General features: G+C 61.9%; 18 protein-coding genes and 1 pseudogene. 14 read left to right on the forward strand and 5 right to left on the reverse strand.

Annotated elements, in window-relative coordinates; all coding sequences use genetic code 11:
- Nucleotides 1-3 precede the first annotated feature (3 nt).
- On the forward strand, nucleotides 4-636 hold the full coding sequence (locus tag CK226_RS32285; RefSeq protein ID WP_063169246.1) for an acyl-homoserine-lactone synthase: 633 nt from the start codon (nucleotides 4-6) through the stop codon (nucleotides 634-636).
- 365 nt (nucleotides 637-1,001) lie between these two features.
- On the opposite strand, the gene CK226_RS35845 is transcribed toward CK226_RS32285, so the two are convergent.
- Nucleotides 1,002-1,250 (reverse strand): DUF6074 family protein, encoded by a 249-nt coding sequence (locus CK226_RS35845; protein ID WP_063169245.1) that lies wholly within the window; start codon nucleotides 1,248-1,250, stop codon nucleotides 1,002-1,004.
- A 599-nt stretch (nucleotides 1,251-1,849) separates the two neighbouring features.
- Between CK226_RS35845 and CK226_RS32295 the strand changes: the two genes are divergently transcribed.
- From CK226_RS32295 to CK226_RS32300, 3 genes are all read left to right on the forward strand, one after another.
- A complete protein-coding gene (locus tag CK226_RS32295; protein ID WP_224570941.1) occupies nucleotides 1,850-2,320 on the forward strand; it encodes a hypothetical protein in 471 nt (156 codons plus the stop codon).
- Nucleotides 2,313-2,447, forward strand: a complete 135-nt coding sequence (locus tag CK226_RS36100) for a hypothetical protein (protein ID WP_256754986.1) — start codon at nucleotides 2,313-2,315, stop codon at nucleotides 2,445-2,447. The genes CK226_RS32295 and CK226_RS36100 overlap by 8 nt, the downstream gene beginning before the upstream one ends.
- Nucleotides 2,448-2,621: 174 nt before the next feature.
- On the forward strand, nucleotides 2,622-2,867 hold the full coding sequence (locus CK226_RS32300) for a hypothetical protein (RefSeq protein ID WP_063169243.1): 246 nt from the start codon (nucleotides 2,622-2,624) through the stop codon (nucleotides 2,865-2,867).
- A 189-nt stretch (nucleotides 2,868-3,056) separates the two neighbouring features.
- Here CK226_RS32300 and CK226_RS32305 read toward each other — a convergent pair whose 3' ends face one another.
- Complete coding sequence (locus tag CK226_RS32305; RefSeq protein ID WP_024505560.1) at nucleotides 3,057-3,446, reverse strand: hypothetical protein; 390 nt, start codon at nucleotides 3,444-3,446, stop codon at nucleotides 3,057-3,059.
- 706 nt (nucleotides 3,447-4,152) lie between these two features.
- On the opposite strand from CK226_RS32305, the gene CK226_RS32310 reads away from it, so the two are divergent.
- From CK226_RS32310 to CK226_RS32320, 3 genes are all read left to right on the forward strand, one after another.
- On the forward strand, nucleotides 4,153-5,367 hold the full coding sequence (locus tag CK226_RS32310) for a cation:dicarboxylase symporter family transporter (protein ID WP_210326676.1): 1,215 nt from the start codon (nucleotides 4,153-4,155) through the stop codon (nucleotides 5,365-5,367).
- A 171-nt stretch (nucleotides 5,368-5,538) separates the two neighbouring features.
- Nucleotides 5,539-5,823 carry a thioredoxin domain-containing protein gene (locus CK226_RS35850; protein ID WP_224570942.1) on the forward strand — a complete coding sequence of 95 codons (285 nt, stop codon included), beginning with the start codon at nucleotides 5,539-5,541 and terminating at the stop codon, nucleotides 5,821-5,823.
- 732 nt (nucleotides 5,824-6,555) lie between these two features.
- The gene (locus tag CK226_RS32320; RefSeq protein ID WP_063169241.1) at nucleotides 6,556-7,557 is read left to right on the forward strand and encodes a zincin-like metallopeptidase domain-containing protein; all 1,002 of its coding nucleotides are present in this window, start codon (nucleotides 6,556-6,558) and stop codon (nucleotides 7,555-7,557) included.
- A 157-nt stretch (nucleotides 7,558-7,714) separates the two neighbouring features.
- Here CK226_RS32320 and groL read toward each other — a convergent pair whose 3' ends face one another.
- The 3 genes and pseudogenes from groL to CK226_RS34630 form a co-directional block, all read right to left on the reverse strand.
- Entirely contained in the window at nucleotides 7,715-9,370 is a 1,656-nt protein-coding gene (gene groL, locus CK226_RS32325; RefSeq protein WP_063169240.1) for a chaperonin GroEL, read from the reverse strand.
- A gap of 65 nt (nucleotides 9,371-9,435) precedes the next feature.
- Nucleotides 9,436-9,729 (reverse strand): annotated as a pseudogene (gene groES, locus CK226_RS32330) (co-chaperone GroES); the annotation flags it as partial.
- 62 nt (nucleotides 9,730-9,791) lie between these two features.
- Nucleotides 9,792-10,139, reverse strand: a complete 348-nt coding sequence (locus CK226_RS34630) for a hypothetical protein (RefSeq protein ID WP_063169239.1) — start codon at nucleotides 10,137-10,139, stop codon at nucleotides 9,792-9,794.
- Nucleotides 10,140-11,149: 1,010 nt separating this feature from the next.
- On the opposite strand from CK226_RS34630, the gene CK226_RS32335 reads away from it, so the two are divergent.
- The 7 genes from CK226_RS32335 (at nucleotide 11,150) to CK226_RS32365 (ending at nucleotide 19,117) form a co-directional block, all read left to right on the forward strand.
- Nucleotides 11,150-11,473 carry a DUF736 domain-containing protein gene (locus tag CK226_RS32335; protein WP_024505644.1) on the forward strand — a complete coding sequence of 108 codons (324 nt, stop codon included), beginning with the start codon at nucleotides 11,150-11,152 and terminating at the stop codon, nucleotides 11,471-11,473.
- Nucleotides 11,474-11,654: 181 nt separating this feature from the next.
- A complete protein-coding gene (locus CK226_RS32340; RefSeq protein WP_024505645.1) occupies nucleotides 11,655-11,924 on the forward strand; it encodes a helix-turn-helix domain-containing protein in 270 nt (89 codons plus the stop codon).
- Nucleotides 11,921-12,469 (forward strand): S26 family signal peptidase, encoded by a 549-nt coding sequence (locus CK226_RS32345; RefSeq protein WP_024505646.1) that lies wholly within the window; start codon nucleotides 11,921-11,923, stop codon nucleotides 12,467-12,469. The genes CK226_RS32340 and CK226_RS32345 overlap by 4 nt, the downstream gene beginning before the upstream one ends.
- Nucleotides 12,457-13,140, forward strand: coding sequence for a lytic transglycosylase domain-containing protein (locus tag CK226_RS32350; RefSeq protein WP_024505647.1), 684 nt, complete (start codon nucleotides 12,457-12,459; stop codon nucleotides 13,138-13,140). Before CK226_RS32345 ends, CK226_RS32350 begins: the two co-directional genes overlap by 13 nt.
- Before the next feature lie 178 nt (nucleotides 13,141-13,318).
- Nucleotides 13,319-15,289 (forward strand): relaxase/mobilization nuclease RlxS, encoded by a 1,971-nt coding sequence (gene rlxS, locus CK226_RS32355; RefSeq protein ID WP_063169238.1) that lies wholly within the window; start codon nucleotides 13,319-13,321, stop codon nucleotides 15,287-15,289.
- Nucleotides 15,290-15,644: 355 nt separating this feature from the next.
- Nucleotides 15,645-16,631: an ATP-binding protein gene (locus tag CK226_RS32360; RefSeq protein ID WP_024505649.1), complete on the forward strand. Its 987-nt coding sequence runs from the start codon at nucleotides 15,645-15,647 to the stop codon at nucleotides 16,629-16,631.
- Nucleotides 16,632-16,648: 17 nt separating this feature from the next.
- A complete protein-coding gene (locus tag CK226_RS32365; RefSeq protein ID WP_063169237.1) occupies nucleotides 16,649-19,117 on the forward strand; it encodes a S8 family peptidase in 2,469 nt (822 codons plus the stop codon).
- The last annotated feature ends 85 nt before the right edge of the window (nucleotides 19,118-19,202 follow it).

The following is a 19,202-nucleotide window of genomic DNA, read 5'->3' on the forward strand; positions in this document are numbered from 1 at the left end:
ACAATGATGCAGCTGATAACACCCGACTGCTACGCCGAGTTTGCGAGCGAACTCAAGGAAATGCACGGACTTAGGTATCGGGTTTTCAAGAAGCGGCTCGATTGGGAAGTGCAGACCGAAGGCGAAATGGAAACGGACTCGTTTGACAGCCTGAACCCCGTCTACCTGCTTCTCAAGGGGTCCGATTGGCGAACTTGCGGCTGCGTCCGCCTTTTGCCGACCACCGGACCGACAATGTTGCGCGATACGTTTCCGACGCTGCTGGATGAGATGGTGGTCCCTGCGAGTGCCGATATCTGGGAGAGTAGTCGTTTCGCGCTCGATCTCCCTGCGACAGCGCCGAAGGCAGCTGGCGGCCTGGCCCAAGCAACCTACGAGCTCTTCGCGGGGATCATCGAATTCGGCTTGGCCAACAATCTCTCCGGGATCGTAACGGTGACAGATACGCGCATCGAAAGGATCCTTCGTCTCGCGACCTGGCCGTTGTCACGTATCGGACAGCCCAAGCAGGTCGGCAACACCGAGGCAGTCGCCGGCTTCCTCGATATTTCCTACGCCAGTCTCTTGCGCATCCGCTGGAGGGGACGCCTCAACGGGCCGGTGTTGTGGCAACCAGTTCTCATCCAATCGGCATAGCGCCTGCGGATGCTCAGCCGTGACTTGAGTTAAGTCTGCTCACGGCCGCCACCGCCGCCGTGAGGGTGAGCGGACCCGCCCCACGAGCTTTCGACTGTTCCGGTCGATTGGCTCGCGCGGCCGGACTTTGGATTTCCGTAGGCGCAACCCGCAGTCCAGCGTGAGCACGCCAAAATGGCGCCCCTCCGCTTCGTCCAAAGAAGCCAACGTGGCTTCTGAGGTCGTCTTAGAATATTGGACCGGCCGCCGTGAGCGATCGCAACCTCAAAGCTTTGCCGGTATGCCGGTTTGGCCGGACCGTCGGCCAGTCGGAGCAGTCCCCCGATAAGGACCCGAGCTGACGCGCGGTCCAACAGCGCCCGAGCCTATGCTTTGTGCATTACCGTTCGGTTGGCCATGTCGTCCAAGACCGCATGAAGAAGGCTTCCAACCTCCTGCGCAGCGAGCTCTGGCGCAATTCCTACATCGGACAATTGAATGAGCATTTTCTTGGCGGCACAGCGCCAGAACGCGCTCGCCGCCTCGCCGTTCTTGGTCTCGAGGGCCTGGGCGATACTTTCGACCAATATACGTCGCCGATGCAGCGGAAATACGCAAATGTTTGATTCATGCATCAATCACCTCACAGATTCAGTTCCACAAAGAAAAACACCGGCGTCTTCAAAAGAGCCCCGCTAGCGCGGTGACGGTTCGCGGCGACATGACGAGTTCCACTTCCCCATCGACAAGCCATTGGGAGATGAGCCGCCGGACCGCATATCCGGGACCGCACATAAGGTGAACCACCATTGCTCATCCGGCTGCATTTTCCTGGGCCGTTCGACGAGGCGTTCCAGCCGAATTGACGTCCAATGACTTGATCTCTGAAAGGGCAGGGCGGTACGAATCACCCGACTGTTCCGCTGCTTACATTCCTGCGAGCTTGTGTATGAACGATTAAAGCGTGCCCGAGCCGTTCTTGGTGGCCGCCGCAGAAGGGAATCATGTCATCCGCTGCCTATCGTAGGCGGCGCGACTTCTAGCATGACTGCACTGCCCCGACAGGGCTTTGCAATCGCGCGTTTCGAAGCCTATGCTTTGGCATCGGCCGGCATTTACTTCGGTGCAGCCGACAGTAAGACGTACGCGCTCTTGCCCCGTTGGAAGAGAGCCTTGCCCGATCCCTCTTTCGCGACCAGGTGCTGAAGCCCTCACCCCGCAGGACTTCGCGCTTTTGCGACCATCGCTGCATCACGTCGAACCGGGCATCAAGGACAAGTTGGAGGTCGCGCATCAGCCGATCAAGAACGTATATTTTCCCGAGAGGGGCATCGCGTCGGTGGTCGCCACCATGACCGGCGGGCGGCAAGGTGAAGTCGGCATTGTCGGCTATGACGGGATGAAAGGAATTGCCGTCATTCTCGGAAAGGAAAGCACTACCTGGCGCCTGCCGGTTGAAAACCTTCGCCCTGCGATTAGCCCGTCGCTTCGCACCTCAGTGCTGGACTATGCCCACGCGTTCCTCGTCCAATCATGCCGGACGGCACTGGTCAATGGCCACTCCAAGGTCGAAGAACGGCTGGCCCGCTGGCAGCTGATGGTCCACGACCGTGCGGAAGGAGATAAGATCCTCCCGACGCATGAATTTCTGGCGACCATGCTCGCGCCCACCGCCCGGGGTCACCACGGCCCTGCAAATGCTTGAGTATCGAGGACTGGTGCACGCCAAGCGCGGCGAGATCACGATCATCGACCGTGCCGGATTGATAAAGCTCACACATGGCGCTTATGACAAGGAGGAGCAGCGTTATTTCGGCCTGGCCGCTGCCTGAAGCATGTCGGTTGAAACGGGTTCAGCCGACGTCTCCTTGCCCCTCACCAGGTCGCCCAAAAGCATCAGCGGTTTTGAACGAATCGCAGCGATTGTCCGCAATCGGACATAGGCTTGAAGGCGGTCGAATTCGTGCCATAAGTCGGGTTGGTCAGGGTTCAGGGAGGAATTCGTCATGACCAATTCGTTTCACACCGTCACCGTCGAAAAAGCCGCAGAAGCCTATGTCCTTTCCAGGGGAAGGGTCCGCTTTCTCTCCATGGCGCAGGCGATCCGCGCCATCCGAACACTAATGCCGGCATGCAAGGCCACCGACCGCGAGTTGGAGGAACTGTTGGCGGCCGCTTCCTTCGTTCATGGCGTGCCCGTCGCCTTCGACACAAAAACAGCCGATGGTGTAGAACCACGGCTGCATTCCTAAGAGGGCATGCCGCGCCATGCAGACTGTCAGAGGGCATTCGTCAGATGGTAGTCCGCTAACTTAACTGCAGAGTCTAAAGGACGTGTTCCAGCATTGCGAACTCACCGATCGCTTTGTTGCCAAAGCTGCCAGCAAGCGATCGCCTCATCCAGCCGTTTGCACCATCTCATCACAGACATCATCGCGATGCTACCTGTCCAGCATATGTCCAGCATTTCGCAAGGCGGCCAGAAGGAGCCTCGCATAGCCTGTGACATCGATCTGGGCCTGCATCGAAAGGGGCATGCTGGTCCAGTTCTCCAACGGTGCAATGAAAGGTGAGAAGGTGCCATTGACAAGGCAACAACAGCTAACAAGGCCCTCTCGGTCCAATGCCACCACACCGATCTTGTCGCCTGGATATCCAATGGCTGCGACTCGCTGGACCTCCAGGTCACCGTCCACCCGCACGTCAAAAAGAAGGCTACCACGGCTCCTCGTGGCTATCTCAGCCGCCTTCTCATCAAAGCTTGAAGAGAGCAAGCGGACGCTTTCCACCGCCATCTGGAAAATCACCAAATCCAGTTCATTCACGGCCATATGGGCATTTCCGCGCAACGGGTGGTGATTGCAATGACACATACTGCTTGTTCACAGATGTCGGTCACGAACGATCATTCGTCGGGTTCCGGTTCCGACCAACGGTGTCGCCACCTGATCGTGCTGCGGTTCGAACCTTCCGAACGCGAGCCGAGCGCGCTATGAGGTTGGAGTCTAGGTCTCGGACCCTGCCTCGCGGCCTGCTCATCTTTGGCAGACCCGTTGCAACGCCGCCGCGATGGCGCAAACGCCAGATGACGCTGATCCATCGCTTGATCGTGAACTGAGCTTCTGAACACCATTGGGACAGCAGGGTGGAAGGGCTTGACCAACGCTGCCCCCGTTTTCCAAGAGGACCCGTCCTCGATTGAATCTTTCGAGCCCCGTGCAGCGCGCAGCCAAATGATGACCATCTGGACCCAGCTCGCAGACCGCAAGGCAAAGAGGGAACCTTCCAGGCAGCCAAGCTGCGTCGACGCAAAGAGCGGCCTTTGGAGTTCCCAGAATCGACCCTTCCATAGTTGCGACAGGCAACCACTGCACGAGTGTGGGAGAGCGAATCGCAAGCATTGCGTGAGGTCCTGCGCGTTTTCCCCTCTTGCTATTTGGCACATCGTTTGCGCCGAAGTGGGCGCAGCGTTCGACCGGAGCACTGCATGGGAGAGGGAGGAGCCCCACCCCGATCCGGTCAAGGAGAGAGACGGTGTTGGTTCCAAGAGTTCCCCGCGCGATCTTAGCGCCCCGCAAGCGCCATTTTGCCCGGACCTACGTGCAGGTACTTGCCGCCATAATCCTGGGTGCCGCAATCGGCTATTTCCATTTGGAGACCGGCCACAGCCTGAAGCCGCTCTGCGATGCCTTCGTCGATGTCGTCAAGATAATCACCGTACCTGTCATCTTCCTGACAATGGCGACCGGCATTGCCGGCATGAGCGATCTGCAGAAGGTCGGCCGAGTTGCCGCCAAGGCGATGGTTTATTTCCTTACCTTCTCGACGCTAGCACTCCTTGTCGGGCTGATTGTCGCGAATATCGTTCAGCCTGGCGCCGGCCTCAACATCGATCCGGCCTCGCTCGATGTCGAAGCCGTTAAGGGCTATGTGGCCACGGCTCACGAGCAGTCCGTGACCAGCTTCCTGATGAACATCATCCCGTCAACGATTGCCAGTGCCTTCGCGGAAGGCGACATCCTGCAAGTCTTGTTCCTCTCGGTCCTGTTCCTCTCGATCCTGTTCGGCGCGGTCTGCCGCTACAACGGCCGCTCGCTCTTCTCTCTCGTCCGATACATCAAGGACGAGCTGCTGCTCGCAATGTCCTCCTCAGAGGCCGCGCTGGCCTCGCTCATGGAGAAGATGGAAAAGGCCGGCGCCACGCATTCGGTCGTGGGTCTCATTCCATTCAATCTGGACGGCACGAATATGATGCTCGCCGCCCTTTTCATCGCCCAAGCGACGAAAACTGATCTCCCGATCGGCTGCCGGATCCTCATGCTGTTTGTCGCATTGTTCCCTTCGAACGGAACAACCCGCATTACCGGTGCAGGCCTCGTCACAATGGCTGCAACGCTCTTTCTTGTTCCGGCCGCACCGGTCACCTCCGTGGGGCTTATTCTTGGCGTCGATCAGCTTATGTCCGAATGCCACGCGCTGACGGTTTTTCTCCGCAGCGTAGCGGCAACGCTGGCTGTCACCCGGTCCGGGGCGAGCGGGATAAACGACGATTCGGGGAGCGCCTCACTAGCGGACCGTTCAGCGCTCTGGCGGTGGACGGTCAAGTCGCCCGGCGTGGTGAACACAATTCCCCGTGCGAACGACGCTCAGCTATTGGGGTGGACCCGATGGCGCAAAGCCGTATTTGAGAAACCGCCAGATCGCACCGGCACCTGTGCGCCTGTAGCAACTGCGGGGCACGATCAAAACTGACCCATTTTACACCAAAAAGGCGGCCGTTGCTGCCACGCCGTCCATGGATTGGAGACTCATGTCTAAGCCGACTGCCATCACTGTCGCAGCTCTTCTTTTACTCCTCGCCTTGCTGGCGAGCCAATATAGCGCGAACCTGCACCGGCAGGCGTGGTCGACCGACAGGCAAAAGTGGAGCGGCGCATTCGACAACGATCTCCTTCGCCAATCGCCGGCAACCCGCAAGGCGATGCCGTTCTGGTCATATTCAATGACTACCACAACTGTCCGCATTGCAGACTGGCTGATATCAACTACCAAAAAGCCTTCAAGCATGAGCCCAATCTGAAGCTTGTGATCAAACAGTTCCCGGTCCTGGGACCGGATTCCCAATTCCCAGCCTTCGCCGCACTCGCCTCGAGAAAACAGGGAAAGTTCGACGAATTCCACCGCGCCCTTATGATTTCCCCCAGTTGAAGGGTCACTCTCAAGATCGCAGCGCGTGTAGGCCTTGACGTTGAGCAGCTCAAGCGGGAATGCAAGATCCGGCCATCGCAGATGAAATGCGCGCGTCCGCGCACTCGCGAAAGGTCTGCACTTAGACGGTACGCCCGCGTTGGTGGTCGGCGATATAGTGGTCGCCGACCTTGTGGACATGGCCAGCTTGCAACGCTTGCATCGCCGATGCGCGCTCAAAGCGTGCTGGCTCTCGTGCGGGGCAGCATCTGTAGACCGGCCACGCTGTTGTTGCCGGAGCGTGCCGTTTGTGGCAGCTGGCTTTGCTGTCGCTCCTCGTAATCTTGTTGCGGTCATCCAGCTGCCGTGGGCGCCAACAACAATCCTGAGCGCCCGCGCCTGAAGTCGCTGGCCGGGTGCTCGTGAACCGAGCCCGCTTTTCTTCGGCAAGCTCAGGCGGTCTTGGCCCTGCGGCATCGCCCCCTGGCGCGGGGCAGCCTTCGGCTGCTGACGGTCGCCGGCCTGTCGGCCGGCGTCTTTCTATTGTGGCCTTCCCCCTGGCGCAGGGTGGGCAGCACTCCCTTCTAGGCCCGCCGCGGCGTCCCGCAACCCTTCGCTTGTCGCTTTCGGGTCCTCCACTCCGTTCCGGTCCTGCTGATGCAGTCCGCCTCCGACGGCGGGCCTTTCCGGTCGCTTTTGCCGCCCACCCCGCTTCCGGGGAGGGCGCGCGATTGTAGAGCGGAGGACATCACGATGCGTGCAAACAACAAACGTTGCGGCAGCCGACAGGCTGGCGCAGACAGCGGCGGGCGCACCGGCGCCAGCCTTTATCAGGAAATCACCGACCGCATCATTGCCGAACTGGAGCGCGGCACCGTGCCATGGGTCAAGCCGTGGGGCAGGGCAAGGACAGGCCTCGGCCTGCCGCGGAATGCGGCCACCCAGCGCCGATATTCCGGCATCAATATCCTGATCCTGTGGGGCGCGGTCATCGAGCGCGGTTTCCCCAGCCAGAACTGGCTCACCTTCCGGCAGGCGCTTTCGCTTGGCGGCAATGTCAGGAAGGGCGAGCACGGCACCACCATCGTTCACGCTGACCGCTTTGTTCCCAAGAACGAAAAGCAACGCGCCGACACCGATGGCGACGAACCGCAGGCGGTGCCCTTCCTGAAGCGCTTCACCGTCTTCAATGTCGCGCAGTGCGATAATCTGCCCGAACATCTTTACGCCGCCGGCGAGCCTCTGCCTGAGCGCGAGATGGTCCCGCAGGCCGAGGCGCTCATTCATGCAACCGGCGCTGATTTTCGCGTCGGCGGCGAGCGCGCCTTCTACATGCCCGGCAGCGACACCATACAGGTGCCGCCGCAGCCGGCTTTCTTCCACCAGATCGACTATTACCGGACCTGCTTTCACGAGCTTGGCCACTGGACCGGCCACCCGAGGCGACTCGCGCGCGACCTGTCCGGCTCCTTCGGGTCCAACACCTATGCGCGCGAGGAACTGGTCGCCGAAATCGCATCAGCCTTCATCTGCAGCAGTCTCGGCATCGAGCCGACCGTGCGCCATGCCGACTACATCGGCTCATGGCTGACGGTTTTGCGCGAGGACAACCGCGCCATCTTCCGCGCCGCAAGCCATGCCTCGAAAGCCGCCGATTTCCTGCTTGGCCGCAATGTCGATGTCGAAGGCGAGGCACATGCCGAAACCGCCTATGGGAGCGCGCAATCCTCACACGCGACCGCCTTGCGCCTCTGATGACGCAAAGCCGCGCGCAACCAACTCGACAGTTCTTTTGAGGTTGCCCTAACGCCGATGGCCGGCGTTGGCGTCGATCGTTCATCGGACCGAGGTTCGCAAAAAAAGAGGGCGGCATTGATGCCGCCCTCTCGTTGCGAAAGCTGCCAGAGCTGGATTAGAAATCCATGCCGCCCATGCCGCCCATGCCGCCGCCGCCCATGCCGCCAGGCATGCCGCCGCCAGCCGACTCCTTCTTCGGAGCCTCCGCGATCATGGCTTCGGTGGTGACCAGCAGGCCGGCGACCGAGGCCGCGTCCTGAAGAGCCGTACGGACAACCTTGACCGGATCGACGATACCCATGGCGATCATGTCGCCATACTCGCCGGTCTGGGCGTTGTAGCCGAAGGTCGCGCCCTTGTTCTCAAGGATCTTGCCGGCAACGATCGATGCTTCCGCACCGGCGTTGGCCGCGATCTGGCGGGCCGGAGCCTGCAGCGCACGACGCACGATGTTGATGCCGGCGGCCTGGTCGGCATTGACGCCGGTGGCCTTGATGTTGGCCGAAGCGCGCAGCAGCGCGACGCCACCACCAGCAACGATGCCTTCTTCGACGGCCGCGCGGGTCGCGTTGAGGGCGTCATCGACGCGGTCCTTCTTTTCCTTGACTTCGACTTCCGTCGCACCGCCGACGCGGATCACCGCAACGCCGCCGGCGAGCTTCGCCAGACGTTCCTGCAGCTTCTCCTTGTCGTAGTCCGAAGTGGTCTTTTCGATCTGCTGCTTGATCTGGGCAACGCGGCCCTGGATCTCGGCCTTCTTGCCGGCGCCGTCGACGATGGTGGTGTTCTCCTTGGAGATCGACACCTTCTTGGCGCGGCCGAGCATGTTGAGGCCGACGTTCTCGAGCTTGATGCCGAGGTCTTCCGAGATGACCTGGCCACCGGTGAGGATGGCGATGTCTTCCAGCATGGCCTTGCGGCGATCACCGAAGCCCGGCGCCTTGACGGCGGCGATCTTCAGGCCGCCACGCAGCTTGTTGACGACCAGCGTGGCCAGAGCCTCGCCTTCGACGTCTTCCGAGATGATGAGCAGCGGCTTCGAGGTCTGCACGACGGCTTCGAGAACCGGCAGCATGGCCTGGAGGTTGGACAGCTTCTTCTCGTGCAGGAGGATGTAGACGTCCTCGAGTTCGGCAACCATCTTGTCGGCGTTGGTGACGAAGTAGGGCGAGAGGTAGCCGCGGTCGAACTGCATGCCTTCGACGACTTCGAGTTCGGTCTCGGCGGTCTTGGCTTCCTCAACCGTGATGACGCCTTCGTTGCCGACCTTCTGCATCGCTTCGGCGATCATCTTGCCGACCGAAGCATCGCCGTTGCCGGCGATGGTGCCGACCTGGGCAACCTCTTCGGAGGTCTTGATCTTCTTGGCGTTCTTGATCAGGGTCGCAACGACGTCGGTTACCGCGAGGTCGATGCCGCGCTTCAGGTCCATCGGGTTCATGCCGGCGGCAACGGCCTTGTGGCCTTCCTGGACGATCGACTGCGCCAGAACGGTCGCGGTCGTGGTGCCGTCGCCAGCGATGTCGTTGGTCTTCGAAGCAACTTCGCGGACCATCTGCGCGCCCATGTTTTCGAACTTGTCCTCAAGCTCGATTTCCTTGGCGACGGTGACGCCGTCCTTGGTGATGCGCGGGGCGCCGAACGACTTGTCGATGACCACGTTGCGGCCCTTGGGGCCGAGCGTGACCTTCACCGCGTCAGCGAGGATGTTGACACCGCGCAGCATGCGCTCGCGGGCATCGCGGGAGAATTTTACGTCTTTGGCAGCCATTTTTAGCTCCTGGCAGGGGCTTCAATCGAGCCCGGGAATTCAGTTGACGAAAGGGCCTGATATGAGCCGATGATGCCCATGATGTCGGATTCCTTCATGATCAGAAGGTCTTCGCCATTGAGCTTGACTTCCGTGCCCGACCACTTGCTGAACAGGATGCGGTCGCCGGCCTTGACGTCCAGCGGGACCAGCTTGCCAGCTTCGTCACGAGCGCCGAAGCCGACAGCGATGATCTCGCCTTCCTGCGGCTTTTCCTTTGCCGTGTCGGGGATGATGATCCCGCCAGCGGTCTTGGATTCGGATTCGACCCGGCGAACGACCACGCGGTCATGCAGCGGGCGGAACTTCGACTTTGCCATTTTCGGATTTTTCCCTGGTGCGCTGTTGAGGGGTTTTTGTTAGCACTCGCGATGGACGAGTGCTAACGCGATAGTGAGGTAGGCTGTAAGCGGGCACTCGTCAAGACGGACGAGGGCAGGCGAGGAGCTCTGGCCCCCTCCCCGGTGGAACCCAACGCATACGCGGCATCCGCGTTGATGGCTGCGAGCCCCACATTTCCATTGAATTCGGCGTCATGACGCCAACTTGCTCGCGCCGCTTCCAAGTCGTCAGTCGTGCTGCCGTCAGCACGAACATAGGGCTGCGCTTCACTTCCCGTCGAAGCCGCGGCAAGCAGCGTCGCCGTCAGCACGCTCCTTTGCAGATGCTTGCCAAAGGTGGACAGTGAGCGCACCTGCGCCGGGCTGTTGGTGCGAACGTAAGACGTCATTGACAACTCCTTTTTGCAAGTCGAGCCCCTTCTCCACCTTCGGCCGCCGTCGACGCGAAGAAGTCCGCATCGCGTTGAAGACGAGCTGCGAAAAAGAGAAAGATGTGTTTGATGGCTGCGGCCCCAACGGTGCCTTCAGATTTGAGATCACTTCCGCCGCGAGCGGCTGAAGCTCCTCGCAACGTCAAATCGAATCTGCTGCCAAGCCTCCAGGAAAGGAGAGCATTGCTCATCTCGCGCTTGTGCATGCAGTCAACCTTCGATCCGTGTTGCCACATCAAGAGCAAATGCCGTGCCAAAGCTCACTGGGAAGTGAACGCATGGCTCTCCCTGAAAACCTCACAAATCCAGCATGGTCAATTGTGCGGAACCCGACATGCGTCTTCTGCCACTGTCAGCTTTCGGACAGGCATGACGCGTTTCGCGCCGACCACCGGTCGATCGGTTTTGGGGCCGGTCTGTTCGCCTCATAAGAGCGCGTTACATTGCGTAGCGGTTTCCCGAGCGCCGCCACATGACACTGGACCTGCAGGTAGCACCGGCTTCTCATCCAGCCTTACTTTGGCCCCCTCGCGTATCAAATTCCCGCTGGCGAGCCCTGCTTTCATAGATCGCACCATGCCGGATGTCTGCTCTGGCGCCCGACCCGCTGGCACGATCTCGATCCGGCATAAGGGCGCAGCATCTTTGCAGGCCGTTTCATCCCGGCGTCCTGCTTGGCTGACAGACCGCACTTGGCGAGCGGTCTCCATGCTCTCTCCAAGGACCATCCCTGCGGCTGGCTTGTCGACCTATGGGCGGGTCCGGCCGCCCGAAACCCTCGCGCCATCAGCTTTTTTCCCCGCCGCCTGCGGCGGCTTCCTCGCGCCGCTTCGCTCACAAAAAAGCTGCCCGCTCGGGTCCTTCACTGTCGCTGCGGCCCTGTCGGATTCAGGCGGTCCTGACGCGCCCATTACGGTGCGCCATCGCAGGGGATGGTCCCCGGCGAAACCACAAAAGGAGACTTCGAAATGACCGCGATCGGTTACGTCAACAAGCAGGAAAACGGCGCCTACAAGGGCCAGTTCAAGACGCTCAGCGTCCGCGCCGACATCGATATCGTCCCCAACCAGGCCAAGAGCGCCGATAACCATCCCGACTTCCGGGTGCTTACGCAAGGGGTCGAAGTCGGCGCTGGCTGGATCCGCACCGGCGAGACTTCCGGCAAGGATTATGTGAGCCTGTCGATTGCAGCGCCGGAGTTCGGACCGCGCAAGCTCTACGCCAATCTCGGCCGAGCCGCCGGCCAGGACGATCACGACACCTACGCCATCATCTGGAACCCGGCCGACTGACCGGCCGAGATAAGAGCCTCGCGCCGCAGCCCCGGCGCGGGGCTCATTCCCAGGAGTTCCACCCAAACCCCGTCCGCCCTAAAGGGCGGCGAAAACTCTCCCCCGACTCTTCGCCCGTCCCCGAGACGATCTCCCTCGCCCATCCTCGCCCTCGCTTGTCCGAAGCGAAACGAGGATCATCATGGACGACGAAAACGAACGCGCGGCCCGCGCGAAAAAGGGCAGCCCGTTTCTCAGCACAGCCCAAGCCGCCTTCTATATCGGGCTCTCCCAGCGCACGCTCGAAAAGATGCGGCTCAAGGGCGGCGGCCCGAAATTCCGCAAGCACGGCCGCTATGTCCGCTATCACATCGACGAACTCGACCATTGGTCGAAAGGACACCCGCAGCACTCCATCGCCGGCGATGGCAAGGCCGGTTCCGGCCAGGGCGGCACGGGAGGCCGTTCATGAGGCGGCGCCCTTCCATCCATCTGATCGGCAGCCGCCTGAGGCGTGTTCGAGCCCGTAAGACGGTCGCCTTGGCCGCGGCCGGTCTCGGTCTTTTGGGCTTCACGGCGCTGGGAAAGCCCGCCCCTTGGCTGGTCTGGAACGCCTCGGCCAGCGCGCCGATCGGCCTTTACCGCATCGCTGCGGGAGCGCTGGCGCGTGGCGATCTCGTGCTCGTGCGCCCGCCTGAATACGCGGCGTATCTCGCCGCCGAGCGCAGCTATCTGCCTCGCAATGTGCCGCTGGCAAAACGTCTTGCAGCGCTGCCGGACGATAATGTCTGCGCCTTCAATGACGCCATCATCATCGGCGGCGACATCGTCGCGCGCCGGCTCAAAATCGACGCCGAAGGCCGACCTTTGCCATGGTGGAACGGCTGCCGAGCGCTCGGGGATAACGAGGTTTTCCTGCTCGGCAGCGACAAAAACCGCTCCTTCGACAGCCGCTATTTCGGGCCTGTTCCCACTCAAAATGTCATCGGGAGGCTCGTACCACTATGGACCGAGTGACCCTCCTCTTGTTGGGCATGATCGCCATTGCGCCATGCGCCTGTTCCGCCTCGACCGGCGCTGAGCCGGTCGCCATCTCCCAAAGTCCGCAGCTGCGAAAGTGGCAGACGTTGGTATCGGAAGCAAGCCGGCGCTTCCATATTCCCCAAGCCTGGATCTATGCCGTCATGGCTGCCGAAAGCGGCGGCAAGACAATGCGCGGCGGCCGCCCCATCACCTCCCCCGCTGGCGCCATGGGCCTCATGCAGGTGATGCCCGGCACCTATGAAGAGATGCGGGTCGAACACGGCCTTGGGCCTAACCCCCACGATCCGCGCGACAATATCCTGGCCGGCACGGCCTATCTCAGTGCCATGTATGACCGCTTCGGATTTCCTGGCCTGTTTGGCGCCTACAATGCCGGTCCCGAGCGCTACGACGAGCATTTGAAGCGTGGCAAACCGCTGCCAGAAGAGACCGTCGAGTACCTCGACCAACTCAAGGCGGCCGGAGTTTCGGCGGCCGACATCGAGGCGTTCGAAAGCCAATCTGTCGCTCCAAAGGCGCAAATCGCTCCTCTCGGACGGTCGCTGTTCTTCATTCATGACGGTGTTCACTCAGGCGTGCGAAACGGCGATCTCTTCGTGCCGCTCGGCAAGGACGGCGCGCAGCCGAAGGAGCCGGTGCGTTAGCCATGGCGGACGGGGGCGCGTCTGGCGGGGCTGGGCGCGGAAGGCAAGATAAAGGTACCGCCTCCAGGAGGCGGTTAAATCTTTGTCTGCACATCGTTTTTCCGGGAGGCTGCCGCCGGTGCCAAGAGGGTTTGACGTGTAAGTGTCTGATTTTGCTTGATATGTCTGGGAGGCTCGCATTAAGGATGACGAGTTCAGGCCGAAGCTCGGCAAAATCGGGTCGCGCGGCTCGAAGGCCGGCAAACGCTATGCCGGCCAGGTTCGTGCGGCGATCAACCGGGCTGGCGGCCGGCCGCAACGCGGTGGTCGCTTCACAGGAAGCCGGACAGGGCGCGGCGGGGCGGCCGCCGCACTGCTGAAATCGCGCGACCGGTATGCCGCCTTCCGCCAGCGCCGGGTGATCGTCAAGGCGCGGGTCGTCAAGCTCGCCGGCAAGGGCGCGGACGGGGCGCGTGCCCATCTACGCTATCTTCAGCGCGACGGGGTCACCCGCGAAGGTGAACCTGGCGAGCTCTACGGCGCCGACAGCGGCCGCGTCGACGGCAAGGCGTTCATCGATCGCGCGGACGGCGACCGCCATCAGTTCCGCTTCATCGTCGCTGCCGAAGACGGCATCGAGTACGACGACCTCAAGGCGCTGACGCGGCGGCTCATGGCGCAGATGCAGGAAGACCTCGGCACGAAGCTCGACTGGGTCGCGGTCGATCATTTCAACACCGGCCACCCGCACAGCCACATCATCGTCCGTGGCAGGGACGACCGTGGCGAGAACCTGGTCATCGCGCGCGAATATATCTCATCTGGCATCCGCGAGCGGGCGGCCGAGCTGGTCAGCCTCGATCTCGGTCCGCGAACCGACCGCGAGATTGAGCTTCGCCTGCGCCGGGAAATGGAGCAGGAACGCTTCACCAGCATCGACCGTCGGCTGCTCAGCATGCGTGATGATGACGGCCTGGTCTCGCCGGGCGGTCCCGACGCCATTCGCCAGACGCTGCACCAGGGACGGCTGCGCAAGCTCGAGCGGATGGGTCTGGCCGCGGAGGTCGGCGCTGGCTCCTGGCGCCTCGACGATGAGCTCGAAGCCACGCTGCGCCGCACCGGCGAACGCGGCGACATCATCAAGACCATGCACCGCGAACTGACCGGCAAGGGGCTTGCCCGCAGGGCCGCCGACTGGGTGATCCACGATCGATCCGGCGAGCCCGTCCAGTCTCTCGTCGGTCGCGTTGTCGCGCGTGGACTGGCCGACGAGATCAATGACCGCCATTACATGATCGTCGACGCCGTCGACGGTAAGAGCCATTGGATCAACATCGGTAGAGGCGAGGCGATGGAAACGATGCCTAATGGCTGCATCGTGCGTGTCGCGCCAAGGAACACCGAGCCGAGGCAGGTCGATCGTACCATCGCCGAAATCGCCGCCGCGCATGGCGGCCGTTACGACGTCGATATGCACCTGAAGCATGACCCATCCGCCACCGAGAGCTTTGCGCGAACGCATGTGCGGCGGCTGGAGGCGATCCGCCGCGCGACCGGCGGCGTTGAGCGAGAGCCGAACGGCACCTGGCTCATCGCGCCGGACCATCTCGATCGCGTCGCGAATTATGAGGGCCAGCGGGCCAGGGCCGAGCCTGTCGTTGCCGACAAGCTCTCCTCAATGGCGCTGGAGCGACAGGTCAGCTTCAACGGCGCCACCTGGCTCGACCGGGAGCTGGTTGCCGATAGACCCGAGCCTTTGCACGGATCCGGCTTCGGCCGCGACGTGAGAGAGGCGCAAGCTCGCCGGCGGCAGTGGCTGATCGCGCAAGGCCTCGCGCATAAAGAACAGGATGGGATCGTCTATCGAGCCAACATGCTTTCGATCCTGCGCCAGCGAGAACTGAACCGTGTTGCTGGCCAACTGTCGGAGGAACTTGGCCTGCCCTATGCCGAAGCGCGATTCGGAGGACGAGTAGAGGGTACGCTCCGCCGCTCCGTCGAGCTTGCCAGCGGAAAATATGCCGTCGTTGAAAAGTCGCGCGAGTTCACGCTGGTGCCATGGCGGCCGGTGCTTGAGCGCCATGTGGGCAAGGAGGTCTCCGGTGTCGTGAGTGGGGAGGGGATTTCATGGACCGTCGGCCGGCAAAGGAGCGGACCTGGTGTTTCGTGAGATGGTGTACAGCTTTTTAGCCAGCGGCGCGGGCAGCCATGCGAGCCCGCGTAGACCTTATGGCCGCACGCCCGCAATCGGTCGCATGGACCTGCCAGGCGGGGCGGCTTTGGAGCGTTCGGACCCGACACGCTGCGTGAGTGGCCAGACTTCGAGCGCTCGAAGATGCGGACTGTTGTCTGCTGGCCGGCGTTATTCCGGCTGGCCTATGACCGCGGCGCAACAGTTCACCGCTGAAGTTGCCACGGGCGAACATCGACAAGAGAAAAAACACCATTGCGCGTTACAAATCGCCGTTGAAAGCGTTTAGGTTGCATGCGCTTCGCCAAGTAAACGGATACCCCAGAAGAGAGCCATGACCACGGCCCGCCATATCGTGACGCTGCTTAAAAGCCACATTGCCGGCGACGAGGATCGTTTCCTCTCTATCGCGATGCAGCTTGCTGCGCATGAGGCACGTCAAGGCCATGGCAAGCTTGCTCAGGAGCTCAAGGATCTGGTCGACGCAGCCAAGAGCAGGGACGCCCGGATTGCCAAGAGCAGTCGGCCGGTTCCCCTTTTTCAGCCAAAGGGCGAACTCGCAGGCCTCCTGCATGTGCGCTATCCGGACCTGCGACTGACGGACATGATTTTGCCGGACAGTCTGCGCTCGCGCCTGCACCGCGTGCTGGGAGAGCAGCGCCAACAAGCAAGCTTGCGCGAGCACGGGCTTGTTCCCCGTCGCAAACTGCTTCTGGTCGGCCCGCCAGGATCAGGCAAGACGATGACCGCATCGGCATTGGCCGGGGAGCTTCATCTGCCCCTTTTCATGATCGTCCTCGATGGTTTGATCACCAAGTTCATGGGAGAGACTGCCGGAAAGCTGCGGCTTGTTTTTGATGCAATGCAGGCGACGCGGGGCGTCTACTTCTTTGACGAATTCGATGCCATCGGCGCGCGTCGAGGCGAACGCCAGGATGTTGGCGAGATTCGGCGCGTGCTGAATTCGTTTCTGCAGTTTCTCGAGCAAGACGACAGCCACAGCCTGATTATTGCGGCAACAAATCATCCCGAGCTGCTCGACAGAGCTTTGTTCCGCCGTTTCGACGATGTCATCGAATACGCCGTGCCCGATCGGCCGATTATCGAGGCGCTGCTTCGGGCTCGACTCGACCGCTTCGACACCAGAGGGCTTGCCTGGAACGAGGCGATCTCTCAGGCAGAGAGACTGTCGCAGGCCGAGATCACCCGCGCGGCCGACGACGCTGCAAAAACCATCATATTGCGGGGGGGGAAGCGGATCACCTCGGAAGCGCTCATCGACGCTCTGAAGGAACGCCGGCAGGCTTCGCTGTCTGAGTAGCGACAGCACAGATCATAATGGCAGACGATTTTCCGCGCGACCGCGCCCATATCCACCTTCGCAACAACGGCATTCGGGAAGCCTATCGGCGGCCCAACCAACTTATACATGCACCGCCGCTGCCGGCGCGTGATCGGGCGTCGCATGCTGCGGCCTTGACGCAATCCATCGAACAAGCGGTCGAAAGTGCACGCCAGCAGATTGCGGCGCGTGACCCCCAGCTGTCGGTCGGCACGCCTGGCTTTTACCTCGAGATCGATCTGCCCATGTCCGGACGGGCGGCCCTCGACCAGTTGGCCGATCGTCGCCAGCACATGGAGCTGGTCGCCGTCCATGAGCCAACTCAACCCGGTGCTCCCATCACAGCGTCGGTGTTCCTGCCGCAAAGCGCGCAAGCCTATTATTTGCGGAAAGTCGAGGCGTATCGAGACGTTGACACTGACCGCGGCAGACCGCGCAACGAGCCGCTCGTCTCCCGCATGGAGACAGTCAGGCTGGCGACTGCACGATCGTTGTTTACCGACCACGACGACCTCTTCCCCCAGGCCGCTGACGAGCAGGTGTGGTGGGAAGTCTGGCTGCGCGACGGTCGCCGCGAGAACTTCGAGCACATTGCCGAAGCCCTGAACATCACTTTGCGCACGCATGCGGTCAGGTTTCCGGAGCGGGTGGTCATGCTGGCACTCGCCAGCACGGCAATGCTCGACCGCATGATTGCGCACAGCGATGTCGTCGCCGAGCTGCGGCGCGCGAAGGATACGCCGTCCTTCTTCATGGGCCTTGGCGGCGCGGAGCAAAGGGACTGGAGCGACGAGCTTCTCGGGCGCGTCAGACCGCCTCAATCCGATATTGCGGTCTGCATTCTCGACAGCGGCGTACGTCGCACCCACCCGTTGATCGAACCCGCACTTGCCGTTGAAGACTGGCACACCGTCAAACCGGCATGGGGCAGCGACGACACACCTGCGTGGAGCGGCCACGGGACGCGAATGGCAGGTGTCGGCCTGTACGGTGATCTGGTCCCGCTCCTGGTCGGAGGCGATCCAGTTCCATTGCCCTTTCGGCTGGAGAGTGTCCGTATCCTTCCGCCAGAAGACGAGGCAAACGATCCAGAACTCTATGGCTCGATCACCGCGGAAGCGATCGCCCGCGCCGAGGTGCAGGCGCCGGAGCGCCGCCGCGCGATCGCAATGGCTGTGACAAGCGCCAGTCCGGCGCGTGGAAGGCCCACATCGTGGTCTGCCGCTATCGACCAACTCTGTTTCGAAGAGGAGCAGCGACGCTTGATCGTTCTCTCTGCCGGCAACATCGGCGATGACCTCATGCCGGCCGAGCATTTGACGCGCAACGATCTGGAAGCAGTCGATGATCCTTCTCAGGCCTGGAATGCGCTGACGGTCGGCGCTTTCACAGAAAAGGTCGATATCATTGACACCGACTTTGCGGGCTACGCTCCGATCGCGCCGGTCGGCGAGCTCTCGCCGCGCAGTCGCACTTCGGTCGTTTGGGACAGGCAGTGGCCGGTGAAGCCCGAGGTCGTCTTCGAAGGCGGCAATCTCGCCCATGACGGTGTGTTGCCTGGCGAGCCGATCGACGATCTGCAGATATTGACCACTTTCTATCGACCCGAACTGCGCCACTTCACCACCCTCGGAGATACGAGCGCGGCAACGGCCCATGCCGCACGGATGGCGGGACTAATTCTATCAGCGCGCCCCGAGCTGTGGCCTGAAACGGTTCGCGCCCTGATCGTCCACTCGGCCGAATGGACTCCGGCGATGCGCGCACGCATCGATGCGTGCAACGGAGCGAAGGGCGAGATCCAGGCGCTCGTGCGGCGCTATGGTTACGGCGTGCCAGATCTTGGGCGCGCGCTTCTGTCAACGGTGAACGACCTCACGCTTATCGTTGAAGATGAGCTTCAGCCTTTCCAGCGCGAGGGCGGCGCGGCTGCCAAAACGCGTGACATGAAGCTGCATCGCCTGCCTTGGCCGAAGGAGCAGCTCGCGGCGCTCGGCGCTGCCCAGGTCGAGCTCCGCGTCACGCTGTCCTATTTCATCGAACCCAACCCCGGTGAACGCGGATGGACCCGCCGGCATCGTTACGCGTCCCATGGTCTTCGGTTCAGAGTAAAGTCAGCGACCGAGACAGTCGACGAATTCCGAGCCCGCATCAATCAGGCCGCTCGGGACGAGGAGGAAGGGGCGCCTGCTGGAGGCGGAGAAGAGTGGCTGCTCGGCACCTTCCGCGATCGCGGCTCGTTGCACGCCGATTTCTGGTCGGGCAGCGCCGCCGATCTCGCCGAGCGTGATGCGATCGGCGTGTTCCCGGTCGGGGGCTGGTGGAAGGAGAAGCCTTACCTGGAACGCGTCGACGCTCTGGCTCGGTACGCCCTGATTGTGACGATGCGGGCGCCTGGGGTCGATGTTGACATCTTCACACCCGTCGAAGCAGCCCTGACTGTCGAGACGTCGGTCGAGACCTGATGCAGCACTGTCCAAATCGGCCAACAACGGAGGTTTGACCAGCCTCTGGTGCCATGGCGGCTGGTGCTGGATCATCACGTCGGCA

Source organism: Mesorhizobium sp. WSM4311, from assembly GCF_002295115.1.
Taxonomy (GTDB): domain Bacteria; phylum Pseudomonadota; class Alphaproteobacteria; order Rhizobiales; family Rhizobiaceae; genus Mesorhizobium.

Coding starts and splice junctions, on each gene's coding strand:
- CK226_RS32285 (WP_063169246.1), top strand. CDS start 4: ATGATGCAGCTGATAACACCCGACTGCTACGCCGAGTTTGCGAGCGAA.
- CK226_RS32350 (WP_024505647.1), top strand. CDS start 12,457: ATGGACCGAGTGACCCTCCTCTTGTTGGGCATGATCGCCATTGCGCCA.
- CK226_RS32365 (WP_063169237.1), top strand. CDS start 16,649: ATGGCAGACGATTTTCCGCGCGACCGCGCCCATATCCACCTTCGCAAC.
- groL (WP_063169240.1), bottom strand. CDS start 9,370: ATGGCTGCCAAAGACGTAAAATTCTCCCGCGATGCCCGCGAGCGCATG.
- CK226_RS32345 (WP_024505646.1), top strand. CDS start 11,921: ATGAGGCGGCGCCCTTCCATCCATCTGATCGGCAGCCGCCTGAGGCGT.
- CK226_RS34630 (WP_063169239.1), bottom strand. CDS start 10,139: ATGACGTCTTACGTTCGCACCAACAGCCCGGCGCAGGTGCGCTCACTG.
- CK226_RS32305 (WP_024505560.1), bottom strand. CDS start 3,446: ATGGCCGTGAATGAACTGGATTTGGTGATTTTCCAGATGGCGGTGGAA.
- CK226_RS32340 (WP_024505645.1), top strand. CDS start 11,655: ATGGACGACGAAAACGAACGCGCGGCCCGCGCGAAAAAGGGCAGCCCG.
- CK226_RS32320 (WP_063169241.1), top strand. CDS start 6,556: ATGCGTGCAAACAACAAACGTTGCGGCAGCCGACAGGCTGGCGCAGAC.
- CK226_RS36100 (WP_256754986.1), top strand. CDS start 2,313: ATGCTTGAGTATCGAGGACTGGTGCACGCCAAGCGCGGCGAGATCACG.
- CK226_RS32335 (WP_024505644.1), top strand. CDS start 11,150: ATGACCGCGATCGGTTACGTCAACAAGCAGGAAAACGGCGCCTACAAG.
- CK226_RS35845 (WP_063169245.1), bottom strand. CDS start 1,250: ATGCATGAATCAAACATTTGCGTATTTCCGCTGCATCGGCGACGTATA.
- CK226_RS32300 (WP_063169243.1), top strand. CDS start 2,622: ATGACCAATTCGTTTCACACCGTCACCGTCGAAAAAGCCGCAGAAGCC.
- CK226_RS32360 (WP_024505649.1), top strand. CDS start 15,645: ATGACCACGGCCCGCCATATCGTGACGCTGCTTAAAAGCCACATTGCC.